The 13,635-nt window shown below is 71.5% G+C and carries 13 protein-coding genes and 1 tRNA gene; 5 read left to right on the top strand and 9 right to left on the bottom strand.

What is annotated here, in order from left to right; translation table 11 throughout:
- Positions 1 to 45 precede the first annotated feature (45 nt).
- Positions 46 to 119 (bottom strand) — tRNA-Thr (locus tag ACFW01_RS25145).
- 224 nt (positions 120 to 343) lie between these two features.
- Here ACFW01_RS25145 and msiK point away from each other — a divergent pair.
- The 4 genes from msiK to ACFW01_RS25125 all read left to right on the top strand — a co-directional run bounded on the left by msiK (position 344) and on the right by ACFW01_RS25125 (position 3,213).
- On the top strand, positions 344 to 1,480 hold the full coding sequence (gene msiK / locus ACFW01_RS25140) for a diacetylchitobiose ABC transporter ATP-binding protein MsiK (protein ID WP_234957031.1): 1,137 nt from the start codon (positions 344 to 346) through the stop codon (positions 1,478 to 1,480).
- 221 nt (positions 1,481 to 1,701) lie between these two features.
- Entirely contained in the window at positions 1,702 to 2,160 is a 459-nt protein-coding gene (locus ACFW01_RS25135; RefSeq protein ID WP_234957295.1) for a hypothetical protein, read from the top strand.
- Between the two features lie 42 nt (positions 2,161 to 2,202).
- Positions 2,203 to 2,940, top strand: coding sequence for a nucleotidyltransferase family protein (locus ACFW01_RS25130; protein WP_234957030.1), 738 nt, complete (start codon positions 2,203 to 2,205; stop codon positions 2,938 to 2,940).
- 78 nt (positions 2,941 to 3,018) lie between these two features.
- Positions 3,019 to 3,213 carry a DUF397 domain-containing protein gene (locus ACFW01_RS25125; protein ID WP_384506769.1) on the top strand — a complete coding sequence of 65 codons (195 nt, stop codon included), beginning with the start codon at positions 3,019 to 3,021 and terminating at the stop codon, positions 3,211 to 3,213.
- A 93-nt stretch (positions 3,214 to 3,306) separates the two neighbouring features.
- On the opposite strand, the gene ACFW01_RS25120 is transcribed toward ACFW01_RS25125, so the two are convergent.
- From ACFW01_RS25120 to ACFW01_RS25095, 6 genes are all read right to left on the bottom strand, one after another.
- Positions 3,307 to 5,031 (bottom strand): DoxX family membrane protein, encoded by a 1,725-nt coding sequence (locus ACFW01_RS25120; protein WP_384506766.1) that lies wholly within the window; start codon positions 5,029 to 5,031, stop codon positions 3,307 to 3,309.
- Between the two features lie 169 nt (positions 5,032 to 5,200).
- The gene (rlmB, locus tag ACFW01_RS25115; protein WP_234957028.1) at positions 5,201 to 6,145 is read right to left on the bottom strand and encodes a 23S rRNA (guanosine(2251)-2'-O)-methyltransferase RlmB; all 945 of its coding nucleotides are present in this window, start codon (positions 6,143 to 6,145) and stop codon (positions 5,201 to 5,203) included.
- Between the two features lie 133 nt (positions 6,146 to 6,278).
- On the bottom strand, positions 6,279 to 7,679 hold the full coding sequence (gene cysS, locus ACFW01_RS25110) for a cysteine--tRNA ligase (RefSeq protein ID WP_234957027.1): 1,401 nt from the start codon (positions 7,677 to 7,679) through the stop codon (positions 6,279 to 6,281).
- A 196-nt stretch (positions 7,680 to 7,875) separates the two neighbouring features.
- On the bottom strand, positions 7,876 to 8,406 hold the full coding sequence (ispF, locus tag ACFW01_RS25105) for a 2-C-methyl-D-erythritol 2,4-cyclodiphosphate synthase (RefSeq protein ID WP_234957026.1): 531 nt from the start codon (positions 8,404 to 8,406) through the stop codon (positions 7,876 to 7,878).
- Positions 8,396 to 9,184, bottom strand: coding sequence for a 2-C-methyl-D-erythritol 4-phosphate cytidylyltransferase (ispD, locus tag ACFW01_RS25100; RefSeq protein ID WP_384506760.1), 789 nt, complete (start codon positions 9,182 to 9,184; stop codon positions 8,396 to 8,398). Before ispD ends, ispF begins: the two co-directional genes overlap by 11 nt.
- Positions 9,185 to 9,491: 307 nt before the next feature.
- A complete protein-coding gene (locus tag ACFW01_RS25095) occupies positions 9,492 to 9,974 on the bottom strand; it encodes a CarD family transcriptional regulator (protein WP_003953493.1) in 483 nt (160 codons plus the stop codon).
- A gap of 619 nt (positions 9,975 to 10,593) precedes the next feature.
- Here ACFW01_RS25095 and ACFW01_RS25090 point away from each other — a divergent pair.
- A complete protein-coding gene (locus ACFW01_RS25090; RefSeq protein ID WP_234957024.1) occupies positions 10,594 to 11,340 on the top strand; it encodes a DUF461 domain-containing protein in 747 nt (248 codons plus the stop codon).
- A 101-nt stretch (positions 11,341 to 11,441) separates the two neighbouring features.
- On the opposite strand, the gene ACFW01_RS25085 is transcribed toward ACFW01_RS25090, so the two are convergent.
- On the bottom strand, positions 11,442 to 12,122 hold the full coding sequence (locus ACFW01_RS25085) for a response regulator transcription factor (protein WP_019326704.1): 681 nt from the start codon (positions 12,120 to 12,122) through the stop codon (positions 11,442 to 11,444).
- The gene (locus ACFW01_RS25080; protein ID WP_234957023.1) at positions 12,119 to 13,402 is read right to left on the bottom strand and encodes an ATP-binding protein; all 1,284 of its coding nucleotides are present in this window, start codon (positions 13,400 to 13,402) and stop codon (positions 12,119 to 12,121) included. Before ACFW01_RS25080 ends, ACFW01_RS25085 begins: the two co-directional genes overlap by 4 nt.
- Positions 13,403 to 13,635 lie beyond the last annotated feature (233 nt).

Here is a 13,635-nt window from a genome sequence, read left to right as displayed (position 1 = left end):
GCCCGACACCGCGCGGTGTCGGGCCTTCGGCCTGCTGCTTCTCCGAGCCCCCTGTCGGATTCGAACCGACGACCTTCGCTTTACAAGAGCGGCGCTCTGACCAGCTGAGCTAAGGAGGCACTCGCGCGACGGCACGCGCGCGCGGGTCGCTCCACTCTACACAGAGCCCGGTGAACGGTGGGATTCGAAAATTTCGGCGAAGTTCACAGGCCCACAGGTACTGACAGACCAGGTGAACGCCGGGTACCGTCCTGAGCCAGCTACACCCGTGTGGACTACACCACCACCTTCCTACAACGGATCGTCCGGCACGTTCCTGCCGGTAGAAGGGGGCCCATTCACCATGGCCACAGTTACGTTCGACAAGGCGACCCGCATCTACCCGGGTTCCACCAAGCCCGCCGTCGACGGTCTCGACATCGACATCGAGGACGGCGAGTTCCTCGTCCTGGTCGGCCCCTCCGGTTGTGGCAAGTCCACCTCGCTCCGCATGCTCGCGGGGCTCGAGGACGTCAACGGCGGCGCCATCCGCATCGGCGACCGCGACGTCACGCACCTGCCGCCGAAGGACCGGGACATCGCCATGGTGTTCCAGAACTACGCGCTCTACCCGCACATGTCGGTCGCCGACAACATGGGCTTCGCGCTCAAGATCGCCGGCGTCAACAAGGCGGAGATCCGGCAGAAGGTCGAGGAGGCCGCGAAGATCCTCGACCTCACCGAGTACCTGGACCGCAAGCCGAAGGCGCTCTCCGGCGGTCAGCGCCAGCGTGTGGCGATGGGCCGCGCGATCGTGCGTGAGCCGCAGGTGTTCCTCATGGACGAGCCGCTGTCCAACCTGGACGCCAAGCTCCGCGTCTCCACCCGCACCCAGATCGCCTCGCTCCAGCGCCGTCTCGGCATCACCACCGTCTACGTCACCCACGACCAGGTCGAGGCCATGACGATGGGCGACCGTGTGGCGGTCCTCAAGGACGGTCTGCTCCAGCAGGTCGACTCCCCGCGGAACATGTACGACAAGCCCGCGAACCTCTTCGTCGCCGGCTTCATCGGCTCCCCGGCCATGAACCTGGTCGAGGTCCCGATCACCGACGGCGGCGTGAAGTTCGGCAACAGCGTCGTCCCGGTCAACCGCGACGCCCTGAAGGCCGCCTCCGACAAGGGCGACCGCACGGTCACCGTCGGCGTCCGCCCCGAGCACTTCGACGTCGTCGAGCTGAACGGCGGCGCGGCCAAGACCCTGTCGAAGGACTCCGCGGACGCCCCGGCGGGCCTCGCCGTCTCGGTGAACGTCGTGGAGGAGACCGGTGCCGACGGCTACATCTACGGCACGGTCGAGGTCGGCGGCGAGTCGAAGGACCTGGTGGTCCGCGTCAGCAGCCGCTCGGTGCCGGAGAAGGGCGCGACGGTCCACGTCGTGCCGCGGCCGGGCGAGGCCCACGTGTTCTCGTCGTCCACGGGCGAGCGCCTCTCCGACTGAACGTCCCCGCGCGGGTGATTTTCACCCGCGTTGACGAAAAGTGCCCCGCGGCCTGCTGCGGGGCACTTTTCGTCGTCGTCAAACACCCGGGCAGAACGGACTTTTCACTCCCCGCGCGTCAACCCCCTACCCACTTCGGGGCTGCTCTTCATCCCCCGAAAGGGTGACTAAATGTCGCCAAATCATTACCGGGCGCTACCCTCACTCGCGTGAAGCACTCCGTGAAGCACTCCACTACCCGACAGACGCGACGCGGCCGGGGCCCCGCCCACCGGATCGGCCGCTCTCTCGCCTTCGTCCTGCCCGTCGTCCTGGTGCTCTCCGGGACCCTCGCGGTCACCAGGGTCAACTGGTCCGGGGACCCCTCGGACTCGGTGCTCGCCGCGTCGGAGGCCTCCTCGGCCAAGGCATCCACCTCCCGGACCGCCGCCCGCGCGCCGCACGAGGTGCTGCGCGACCGGCTGCTGACCGAGCTGCAGGAGGAGGACCCGGGCGTCGCCCTCACCCACCTCCAGGAGGCGGTGAACGAACGCCCGTCGCTGGCCGGCCACTGCGCGTCCATCGCCCGCGCGCTCGGCCGCGCCGCCGTCAAGGTGTACGGGCCGACGCGTGCCCAGTCGTACTCCCGCCCCGTCTGCGACACCGCCTTCGCCTCGGGCGTGCTGGCCGCGCACGGCTGAGGAGGCTTCGGGGGCCGGCGGGGCGCCGCGTACAGTTCGGGCATGACCGATCCGAACGCCGCGTCCCGCCACCCCGTCCAAGCCGTCGTCCTGGCGGGCGGACAGGGTTCCCGGCTGCGCCCGTACACCGACGACCGGCCCAAGCCGATGGTCGAGATCCCGGGCACCGGCACTCCGATCATCGGCCACCAGCTCGCCTGGCTCGCCGACGAGGGCGTGACGGACGTCGTGGTCTCCTGCGGCCATCTGGCCGAGGTGCTCCAGCAGTGGCTGGACACCACCGAGCTGCCGCTCTCCGTCACCACGGTCGTCGAGACCGAGCCCCTCGGCCGCGGCGGCGGCCTCAAGTACGCCGCCGCGCACCTGCCGCACCCGGACCAGCCCTGGTACGCCACCAACGGCGACATCTGGACCCGTTTCTCGCTGCGCGACATGGCCGGCTTCCACGCGGAGCGGGACGCCGTCGCGACCCTCGCCCTGGCCCGTCCGCGGCTGCCGTGGGGCGCCGTGCAGACGGACGGCTTCGGCCACATCACCGACTTCATCGAGGCCCCGCCGTCGACCTTCGAGATCAACGCCGGGGTGTACGTCTTCTCGTCCGCCTTCGCCGCGATGCTCCCGGAGCGCGGCGACCACGAGCGGACCACGTTCCCCGGGCTGGCCCGCGAACGCCGGCTCTCCGGCTTCCCGATCCCGCAGGGCTCCTACTGGCGCGCGATCGACACCGCGAAGGACCTGACGGAGGCGGCCCGGGAGTTGGCGGCCCTGTCCGGCCGCTGAGGGGCTCGTCGACGCCGTCCGCGGCCGCACGCGCTGTGCCCACTGACCGTGGGCGACAGCGGAACGGCACGCCCTGTCATGGCCGTCGGCCCGCTGAAGTCGAGGCCGAGGCGTTCGGCGGGGAGGGCGTCTGGGACCGACGGCGGTGCCGACTCCGCCGGTCTAGCGCCTAGCACCATCCATGTCCGCGATTCCAAGGACGCGGCAGGTCCTCGGCTTGACCTCGCACCGGACGCATGGGCGAGCTTCGTGACGTACGCGTCGGAACGCTGACGAGCCAAGCACCCGCCCCGCACCTGTGAACAGTGTGGGGCCACTCCTCATCTCGTGAGTGGCCCCAACTTGCCGAGGACGGCACCGGACCGGCTAGCCCAACAGGCCGCCCACGAGGCGGCCGTTGCCCGGCTGGCCGGTGGAGGAGGAGCCGCCGCCCTCCTCGCTTCCGGAGCCCCCGGTGGAGCCGCCGGTGGAGCCGCCGGAGCCCCCGGAGCCGGTCGAGGTGCCCCCGGCGGTCGGTCCGGCCGAGGTGGTCGGCGCCTGGTTGCGGCCGGCCGGGGACGACTGCCGCGGCGGGGCCTGTCCGCCGGCGCCCTGGGTCTGGCTGGGCGTACCGCCGCCGGTGGTGCCGCTCTCCCGGGTCGCTCCCGGTGTGGTCGCGGCTCCCGTGGAGGGGGTGGTGGCCCCGCTGGTCGCGCCCTGGGTGGGCGAGGCGGAGGCCGAAGGGCTCTTCGGCTCGCGCGTTCCGGGCTCCTGCGGGAGCGGGGCGCCGGGCAGTTCGTTGCGCGGGGCCTCGCCGGGGCCGGGGACGACCACGCGGTCGGCGTCCCGGACGGCACCGCCGAGCACCGAGCCGACCAGGAGGGTCGCACCGGCGACCAGGAAGGTGACGAGGGCGCCGCGGCGCAGGACGTAGCGGCGCAGGTCCCAGATGTCGGCGCGCGGGCCGAGCCGGCGCCAGGCGCTGCCGGCGAGTCTGCCGTCCACGGAGTAGACGGGCGCCCCGGCGATGATCAGCGGCGACCAGGCGGCGAGGTAGATGATGTCCGGCGCGTCGTAGACGGGGACGCTCTTCCAGCTGACGGTGACCAGGAGCGCGGCGGACAGGCCCGCGCCGACGACGGCGGCCACGCGCTGCCAGCAGCCCAGCACGGTCAGGACGCCCACCAGCACCTGGAGGAAGGCGATGACCAGCCCGGCGCCGACCGGGTGCGCGAGGGCGAACTGGCGCAGCGGCTCGGCGACGTCCCAGGGGTGAAGGGTGTTGAGCCACTTCACCATGGAGCCGCGTTCGCCGCCGTCGAAGTAGACGGGGTCGCAGAGCTTGCCCATGCCGGCGTAGATCGAGATGAAGCCGAGGAAGACGCGCAGCGGCAGCAGCACGACGCCGAGGTTCATGCGGCGGCCGGGGAAGTACGCGTGCCGCGCCGGGTCGTCGGAACGGCGCCTGCCGCGCGGCTCGTCCGGGTCCGTGTCGTCGCCGTAGCCGTCGAGGTCCTCGTGGCCCCCGTGGCCGCCGTGGTCTTCGCGGCCGAAGTCCTGGCCGGCGTAGGCGGGTTCGTCGTAAGCGCTGCCGACGGTGCGCATGGCGGGCAGCAGTCGGGTGCCCTCGGGTACGGGGCCGCGCTGGGCGCCGACGAGGGGTGTTTCGAGGGTCTCGGTGGCGGGGCCCGAGTCGTAGTCGTCGTAGCCCAGGGGCCCCCCGCCGAGATCGACTCTGGGGATGACCTGGGTGGCTCCGGCGTCGGCGGCCGGGTCCTCGACGTGGTGACCGGCTCCCGCCCGCACCGCCTGGAGCAGCCGGTGCGCGCCGGTGTCGTCCGGGTCGGACCGTCCGCTCCACACGACGGCCCGGCGACGGCCCGGGGCGGCGGGCATGCGGGGGGTGGCCTGGGTGGCGCTCAAGTGCTGTGCGATCCGAGGCGAATGGGTCCGCCGGGCGGAGGCACCGAACTGCACGCGGAAACTCGCGTGGTTGACGATGACCTCGGCCGGATCGCTCGGCACCTTCACCATGCTCAACGCGGGAGCGTCGTCGTATCCCGACGAGCGGTCCCCCGTGGGTGTGCGGGGTGTTCTGGTGTCCACACTCATCTAACCGAGTGATGTGTCGTTAGGACACTGCCTTGACCGCCCGGATCTGTCCGGACCGCGTCAAACCAGCCCGGACCACCCGGAACACCCCGTGTGGGGGACGGATCCGCACACCCGTCCCCCGCCCGAAGAACCGATCACCCCGGCCGGCTCCACGGGCGACCCGACGTCAGCGCCGCCGCCGCGCCGCCTCGTACAGCACGATCCCCGCCGCCACACCCGCGTTGAGCGACTCCGCGCCGCCCGGCATCGGGATCCGCACCCGGAAGTCGCACGTCTCGCCGACCAGCCGGGACAGTCCCTTGCCCTCGCTGCCGACCACGATGACCACGGGTCCGTCCAGGGCCTCCAGATCGCCGAGTTCGGCCTCGCCGTCGGCGGCGAGGCCCACGACCGTGATCCCGGCCTTCTGGTACGACTCCAGCGCGCGCGTGAGGTTGGTGGCGCGGGCGACCGGTGTACGGGCGGCCGTGCCGGCGGACGTCTTCCACGCACCGGCCGTCATCCCGGCCGCGCGCCGCTCGGGCACGACGACGCCGTGGCCGCCGAAGGCGGAGACGGAGCGGACGACGGCACCGAGGTTGCGCGGGTCGGTCACCCCGTCGAGGGCGACGATCAGCGGGTCCGCGCCCTCGTCGTGGGCGGCGGCGACCAGGTCCTCGGGGTGCGCGTACTCGTAAGGCGGGACCTGGAGGACGAGACCCTGGTGGTTGAGCCCGTTGGTCATCCGGTCCAGCTCGGGACGCGGCGCCTCCATGAGGTTGATGCCACCGCGCTCGGCGGCGAGCTGGAGCGCCTCGCGCACCCGCTCGTCGTTGTCGATGAACTGCTGGACGTAGAGCGTCGAGGCGGGCACACCGTCGCGCAGGGCCTCGTAGACGGGGTTGCGGCCGACGACGAGTTCGGACGTCGACCGTCCGCCCCCGCGCCGCTGCTGCTGCGGACGTCCCGTGGCGCGGCGCGCCTTCGCGTTGGCGGCGCGCTGCTTGGCGTGCCCCTTGCGCATCTCGGCGGGAGGCGTCGGCCCCTTGCCCTCCAGGCCCCGGCGCCGCTTGCCGCCGCTGCCGACCTGCGCGCCCTTCTTGCCGGACATGCGGCGGTTGTTCGCGGCCATGAGTTACCTGTCTCCGCTCTCTACGGGAGTGTGCGTGAAGCTGTGTTCTACGCGGTGTGTTCTATGCAGTGTGCCGCCCGGAGGGCCGGGCGGCACAATCGATCTACGGGACGGACCTCTCCGACCGGCCGGGTCAGCGCGACCCGAGGCTCCAGCGGGGCCCCTGCGGGCTGTCCTCGATGACCAGCCCGGACTGTCCGAGCTGGTCGCGGATGGCGTCCGCGGTGGACCAGTCCTTCCGTCCCCGCGCGGCCTCCCGCTGGTCGAGCACCAGGCGTACGAGGCTGTCGACGACGTGCCGCAGGTCCTCGCCCTGCTCCTGCTCCCCCGCCCAGTGCGGGGCCAGCGGGTCGAGGCCGAGGACACCGAGCATGGCCCGCACCTCGGCGAGCCGCGCCACGGCGGCGTCCTTGTCGTCGGCGGCCAGCGCGCTGTTGCCCTGCCGGACGGTGGTGTGCACGATGGCGAGCGCCTGCGGGACGCCCAGGTCGTCGTCCATCGCCTCGGCGAAGGCGGGCGGCACCTCGGCGGCCGGCTCGACGGTCTGCCCGGCCAGCTCGGTGACGCGCTGCACGAAGCCCTCGATGCGCGCGTACGCCGACTCGGCCTCGCGCAGGGACTCCTCGCTGTACTCGATGGTGGAGCGGTAGTGCGGGGTGCCGAGGTAGTACCGCAGCACGACCGGCCGCCACTGCTTGACCATCTCGGAGACGAGCACGCTGTTGCCGAGCGACTTCGACATCTTCTCGCCGCTCATGGTGACCCAGGCGTTGTGCACCCAGTACCGGGCGAAGGCGTCGCCGAAGCCCACCGCCTGGGCGATCTCGTTCTCGTGGTGCGGGAAGATCAGGTCGATCCCGCCCCCGTGGATGTCGAACTCGCTCCCCAGGTACTTGTGCGCCATGGCGGAGCACTCCAGGTGCCACCCCGGCCGCCCGCGCCCCCACGGCGTCTCCCAGCTCGGCTCCCCGGGCTTGACCGCCTTCCACATGGCGAAGTCCCGCGGGTCCCGCTTGCCGGTCTCGCCCTCCCCGGAGGGCTGGCGCAGCTCGTCGAGGTCCTGGTTGGACAGCGAGAGGTAGCCGGGCAGGGAGCGCACGTCGAAGTAGACGTTGCCCTCGGCCTCGTAGGCGTGCCCGCGCTCGATGAGCCCGCGCATCATCTCGACCATCTCGGTGATGTGCCCGGTGGCGCGGGGCTCGTAGGTGGGCGGCAGGCATCCGAGGGCGTCGTAGGCGTCGTTGAACGCCCGCTCGTTCTCGTACCCGATGGACCACCAGGGGCGGTTCTGGTCGGCCGCCTTCCTGATGATCTTGTCGTCGATGTCGGTGACGTTGCGGACGAACGTGACGTCGTAGCCGCGGTACGCGAACCAGCGGCGCATGATGTCGAAGTTCAGGCCCGACCGGATGTGCCCGATGTGCGGGGCCGCCTGCACGGTGGCACCACACAGGTAGATCGAGACGCAGCCCGGCGTGAGGGGGGCGAAGTCACGGATCTGCCGGGCGCTGGTGTCGTACAGCCGAATAGTCACGAGTCCAGGGTAGTAGGCCCCGAGCAGTGCCAGGGGCACACGGCCGACGTTGGTACCCCGCCTCTTGCCCGACCGAGCCGGACGATCGTGGCGAGTCCAGCCTCTTGCCCGACCGAGCCGGGTGGCGGGTGGGCATAGGCCGGGGTCCAGGGGCGGAGCCCCTGGCGGGGCGCGGGGCGGAGCCCCGCACAGCGCGTCACCCCACCCGCGCCACCAACGCCGTGGCCACCGCCATCAGCCCTTCCCCCCGCCCGGGAAACCCCAGCCCGTCCGTCGTAGCCCCCGACACCGACACCGGCGCCCCCACCACCTCGGACAGCACCTGCTGCGCCTCGTCCCGCCGCTTGCCGATCTTCGGCCGCGCCCCCACCACCTGCACCGCGACGTTCCCGATCCGGAACCCCGCCGCCCGCACGATCCTCGCCGCCTCCGCCAGCAGCGTCACCCCGGACGCCCCGGCCCACTCCGGCCGCCCGGTGCCGAAGTGCTGCCCGAGATCCCCGAGCCCGGCCGCGGAGAACAACGCGTTGCACGCCGCGTGCGCGACGACGTCCGCGTCGGAGTGCCCGGCCAGCCCGTCCCCCTCGCCCTCCCACTTCAGCCCGGCGCACCACAGTTCCCGCCCCGCCTCGAAGGCGTGGATGTCCGTGCCGATCCCGACCTGCGGCAACACCGGCAGCGCGGCCGCCTCAGAACCCCCAGAACCCCCAGAACCCTCAGAACCCATCGTTGAGCCTCCTGCGCGCCAGTACCGCCTCCGCGAGGACCAGATCCAGCGGGCGCGTCACCTTGAACGCCTCCTCGTGCCCCGGCACGACCACCACGGCCGACCCCATCCGCTCGACCATGCTCGCGTCGTCCGTGACGTCGTCGGTCACCGTCGCGTGGGCCCGCACCAGCGTCTCCCGGTCGAAGCCCTGCGGCGTCTGCACCGCCCGCAGCAGCGCCCGCTCCGGCGTCGCCACCACGGGCTCCGGCACGCCGGGGACCTCGGCGGGCTCGACCTGCTTGACGGTGTCGGCGAGCGGCACGGCCGGCACCACGGCGGGCGCGCCCTCCCGTACCGCCTCGATCACGGCGTCCACCGTGTCCACGGGGACCAGCGGCCGGGCCGCGTCGTGCACGAGGACGATGCCGTACTCGGGCGGCAGCGCGTTCAGTCCGAGCCGTACCGACTCCTGGCGCGTCTCGCCGCCCGGGACGACGAGGAAGTCGGTGCGCTCGGGCAGCGCGTGCGCGTCCAGCAGACTCCTGACCTCGGCCGCGCCGTCGGGCGGGGCGACGACCACCACGAGGGAGACCCCGCGGGAGGCGGCCATCGCCCGGACCGCGTGGATGAGCATGGGCGTGCCGCCCAGCGCCCGGAGGGCTTTCGGGGCGCCCGGCCCGAGCCGTACGCCACGGCCGGCGGCCGGAATGACCGCCGCGGTCCTGGCGTTGGCACGGTCGTCGGCGGCCGCGCCGGCCGACAGCGGGGCGGGCGAGGGACGCGAATCGTCAGACATCGGTTCCTGTCAGGTTTGTGTGCTCGACCTAGTTGGGTATGGCCTCACCGTGCCGGGCGCGACGCCTTGACCGGACCCTTCCGTGACCCTGGTCGAGCCCAGAGTCCGGGCCCGGCACACCAGGACCCGGGGGAAGCCTCCCGGGAGGAGCGTACGAGGATGATCGGCATCCGGACGTGCGGATGCACGAAATCAAAAGAGCATCCGGGTACGAACATGCCGCAGCGCCCGGCGACGGCAAAGATGTCATCGGGCACCACGGCATTTCAGTGCGCTGAACCGAGCGGGCGGCGGTCCGCGCCTCGCCTCAGGAGGCGAGCACCTCGTCGAGCAGGGCCTCCGCCTTGTCCTCGTTGGTGTTCTCCGCGAGAGCCAGCTCGCTCACCAGAATCTGGCGGGCCTTGGCGAGCATGCGCTTCTCACCTGCGGAGAGTCCGCGCTCGCGCTCGCGGCGCCACAGATCGCGTACGACTTCCGCGACCTTGATGACGTCGCCGGAGGCGAGCTTCTCCAGGTTTGCCTTGTAGCGACGCGACCAGTTCGTGGGCTCCTCGGCGTACGGCGCGCGCAGCACCTCGAAGACCCGGTCCAGCCCGTCCTGACCAACCACATCACGCACGCCGACGAACTCCGCATTGTCCGCTGGCACACGTACCGTCAGATCGCCCTGAGCGACCTTCAGCACCAAGTAGGTCTTGTCCACGCCTTTGATCTGACGAGTTTCGATAGCCTCGATCAGCGCGGCCCCGTGATGGGGATAGACCACGGTGTCGCCAACCTTGAACGTCATGTGACAGGTACCCCTTCCGTGGCTATCCAGGGTAACACGGAAACGGCGGGTTCTGAATGGCGTTTTCGCAGGTCAGGGCATATCTCGGGGCTTGACAACAGCAACAGGAACGTGCTGCGCGAGGTGAGCGGAAGAAAGAATTCGCAGGTCGGAGCGGCTCTCCAGGCCGGGCGAAACAGGCCCGTCACACACAACCGGAGCGCCACCCACCGGGCTGAACATCCCGATATGTCCGGTTCCAGACGTGCGACTTCCGCTACTCCGTTCGGTGGCCGCGCCGGGGTTCCGGCCGATTCCGGAATTGATCACGAGCCGCGCCGATGGGCCCTCGGTGATCAATTTCCGGGGGCCCGCGCATTCCTTCACCGAAATTTCGCGCACCGATCGACAACCCGTATGGCGGACGGGTTGATAGGTGAATGGCGGACGGATGCGAGCCGCAAAGCGGCCCCTGAAGAGGGCCGGGACTGCCGCCTGCCGGGCGAAGCCCATGGCCCTTCGGGGAGGGTCGGGTGCGGCGGCCCGGGAACGGCTCGGTAGCCTGAGGCCGCTGACAGTCACTTAGGGCGGCTTTATCCGTTGCCGCCACCCCGCTCGAGTCCAAGGAGTTGCCGCCGCCGTGAGCAGCAGCCTTCGACGCGGTGCCCTCGCCGCCGCCGCCATCGCGTTCTCGATCGCCTCGCTCGCCGCGTGCGGTGCCGGTCACAACGCCCAGTCGCTGGAGATCAAGCCGGACAACGCCGCGACGACGGTCGGTGACATCCAGATCCAGAACGCCGTCGTCATCACGCAGCCGGACCTGGAGTCGACGGGCCCGGCGGTGGTCTCCGCCACGCTGTTCAACAACGGCAGGTCGGACCAGACGCTGGAGTCCATCACCGTGGCCGGCACCGACAAGACCGCCGAGTTGAAGCCCGCCGAGGGCCAGAAGGGCGGCCTGACCGTCCCGGCAGGCGGCTCCCTGGTCGTCGGCGGCAAGGACAACGCCGCCGCCGTCCTGCCCAGCAGCCGCGAGGCGATCCAGGACGGCAACGCGCAGAAGATCACCTTCACCTTCAGCAAGGCCGGTGAGGTGAGCCTGCGCGCCTTCGTCGTTCCCGCCGAGAGCTACTTCTCCGGCTGGGGCCCCAGCGACGTCCCGGCGGCGCCCGGCGCGTCCGCACAGCCCTCCGAGGGGGCCTCCGGGGAGCCGTCCGACGGCGAGAGCCAGGGCACCCCGGGCGACGGCGCCTCGGCCCCCGGGACGGGCGAGCAGACCGGCGAAGCCTCGGGCGAGCCCTCCGGCTCGGCGAACGAGACCGGAACGGCGACCTCCGGCACCTCGCAGGGCACCGGCACCGGTGAGGGCACCGACGCCGGCCACTGAGCACCGTACGCACGAAGGGCGGGACCTCCGGGAGGTCCCGCCCTTCGCCGTGTCCGTGGGACGGCTTACCGGCCTACCGGCGTACCGACCGGCCTACCGGCCTACGGCTCGAACTTGTAGCCGAGCCCGCGCACCGTCACGAGGTACCGCGGCGCGCCCGGGTCGGGCTCGATCTTGGCGCGCAGCCGCTTGACGTGGACGTCGAGGGTCTTGGTGTCGCCGACGTAGTCGGCGCCCCACACCCGGTCGATCAGCTGCATGCGGGTGAGGACGCGGCCGGCGTTGCGCAGCAGCATCTCCAGCAGGTCGAACTCCTTGAGCGGCAGGTCGATCTTGGTGCCGCCCACGGTCACCACGTGCCGGTCGACGTCCATGCGGACGGGGCCGGCCTCCAGCGCGGCGGGAGCGACCTCCTCCGGCTCGCCGCGGCGGCGCAGTACGGCGCGGATGCGGGCGACCAGCTCGCGGGAGGAGAAGGGCTTGGTGACGTAGTCGTCGGCCCCTATCTCCAGCCCGACAACCTTGTCGATCTCGCTGTCCTTGGCGGTCACCATGATCACGGGAACGTTCGAGCGGCCGCGCAGCTGGCGGCAGACCTCGGTGCCCGGCAGGCCGGGCAGCATCAGGTCGAGGAGGACGAGATCGGCGCCGTTGCGCTCGAACTCGTCGAGTCCGTCGGGGCCGGTGGTCGCGACGGCGACCTCGAAGCCCTCCTTGCGGAGCATGTACGACAGGGCGTCGGAGAAGGACTCCTCGTCCTCGACGACGAGCACACGGGTCACGGAAGGACCTCCGGGGCGGGAAGCGTTTCGTACGGGGATGTTTGGGGGGATGAGGGGGACCGTTCGGTGTCGTCGGTCTCTTCGCTGAGTCCGGCGTCGTGGTCCGGGCGTCGCGCCGCGCGGTCGCGGGACAGGCCCGATTCCGGCAGTCGCAGCGTGAAGGTGGAACCCTGGCCTTCGGCGCTCCACACCGTGACCTCCCCGCCGTGCGAGGCGACCACGTGTTTGACGATGGCGAGACCCAGACCGGTGCCTCCGGTGGCCCGGGAGCGGGCCGGGTCGACGCGGTAGAAGCGTTCGAAGACGCGTTCCTTGTCCCGCTCCGAGATGCCGATGCCCTGGTCGGTCACGGCGATCTCGATCAGGTCGCCGCCCGGGGCGTTGACGCGGCGGGCGGCTATGCCGACGCGGGTGCGGGCGGGCGAGTAGTTGACGGCGTTCTCGACGAGGTTGCCGAGTGCGGCGGCGAGCTGGCCGCGGTTGCCGCGTACGTGCAGATCCGCCGTTCCTCCGGCGGCCATGGTGATCTGCTTGCTGCCGGCCGCCTGCCGGCAGCGGTCGATGGCCTCGGCGACCAGCTCGTCCACCCGGACGGGCTCGGCGTCGTCGAGGGGGTCGTCGTTCTGCACCCGGGACAGGTCGATGAGCTCCTGCACCAGGTTGGTGAGCCGGGTGGCCTCGATCTGCATCCGTCCGGCGAACCGCTCCACGGCCTCCGGATCGTCCGCGGCGTCCATGACGGCCTCGGACAGCAGGGAGAGCGCCCCGACCGGCGTCTTCAGCTCGTGACTCACATTGGCGACGAAGTCGCGCCGTACGGCCTCGATGCGGCGGGCCTCGGTGAGGTCCTCGACCAGCAGCAGCACCAGCCGGGACCCGAGCGGCGCGACGCGCGCGGAGACGGCCAGGGCCTCGCCCCGTCCGTTCCCGCGCCTGGGCAGGTCCAGCTCGACCTGCCGTATCTCCCCGTCCCTCCGGGTGTCCCGGGCCATCTGGAGCATGGGCTCCACGGCGAGCTTGCCGCCCCGGACCAGGCCGAGGGCGTACGCCGCCGAGCTGGCCTTGACCACCCCGTCGGCCTCGTCGAGGACGACGGCGGAGGAGCGGAGCACCGACAGGACGGTGTCCACCCCGGGCGGAAGGACGGGGTCCGTGTGCAGGGAGGTGCGGGTGGGGCGCTTCTGGTCGCGCTCGCTCCAGCGGAACGCCAGCATGGCGATGACGCCGGTGAGTACTCCGGCGATCGCTGCCACTGCGGCGACCGCCGCGTTCACGTCCATGTCTCCAGGTTAGGCATGCCGTACGTCCTCGCCCCAGCCATCGGGGTGCGACCTCGAACACTCGTCGCCCAGAGTTCACCTTGGAGCCAGTGATGGTTCATTTGTGGTGCCGGAAACGGACGCGTACAGGCCGGAACGTGTAAGCGTGGGGGCACGGCGAGGGGTGCGAGCCGGTGCGAGCCATGTGCGAGCCAGTTCTATGAGCCCCCTAAACGGACGTACGAGAGGGAACC

It is taken from the genome of Streptomyces sp. NPDC058985 (genome assembly GCF_042740985.1).
In the GTDB taxonomy this organism is placed as follows: domain Bacteria; phylum Actinomycetota; class Actinomycetes; order Streptomycetales; family Streptomycetaceae; genus Streptomyces.
Note: the sequence above shows the minus strand (reverse complement) of the source record. Positions and strands in the feature narration are given on the sequence as shown.

Bases quoted from the DNA above. Each gene is read 5' to 3' on its own strand.
- msiK (WP_234957031.1), top strand. From the start codon at position 344: ATGGCCACAGTTACGTTCGACAAGGCGACCCGCATCTACCCGGGTTCC.
- ACFW01_RS25130 (WP_234957030.1), top strand. From the start codon at position 2,203: ATGACCGATCCGAACGCCGCGTCCCGCCACCCCGTCCAAGCCGTCGTC.
- ACFW01_RS25125 (WP_384506769.1), top strand. From the start codon at position 3,019: ATGGCCGTCGGCCCGCTGAAGTCGAGGCCGAGGCGTTCGGCGGGGAGG.
- ACFW01_RS25120 (WP_384506766.1), bottom strand. From the start codon at position 5,031: ATGAGTGTGGACACCAGAACACCCCGCACACCCACGGGGGACCGCTCG.
- rlmB (WP_234957028.1), bottom strand. From the start codon at position 6,145: ATGGCCGCGAACAACCGCCGCATGTCCGGCAAGAAGGGCGCGCAGGTC.
- ispF (WP_234957026.1), bottom strand. From the start codon at position 8,406: ATGGGTTCTGAGGGTTCTGGGGGTTCTGGGGGTTCTGAGGCGGCCGCG.
- ispD (WP_384506760.1), bottom strand. From the start codon at position 9,184: ATGTCTGACGATTCGCGTCCCTCGCCCGCCCCGCTGTCGGCCGGCGCG.
- ACFW01_RS25095 (WP_003953493.1), bottom strand. From the start codon at position 9,974: ATGACGTTCAAGGTTGGCGACACCGTGGTCTATCCCCATCACGGGGCC.
- ACFW01_RS25080 (WP_234957023.1), bottom strand. From the start codon at position 13,402: ATGGACGTGAACGCGGCGGTCGCCGCAGTGGCAGCGATCGCCGGAGTA.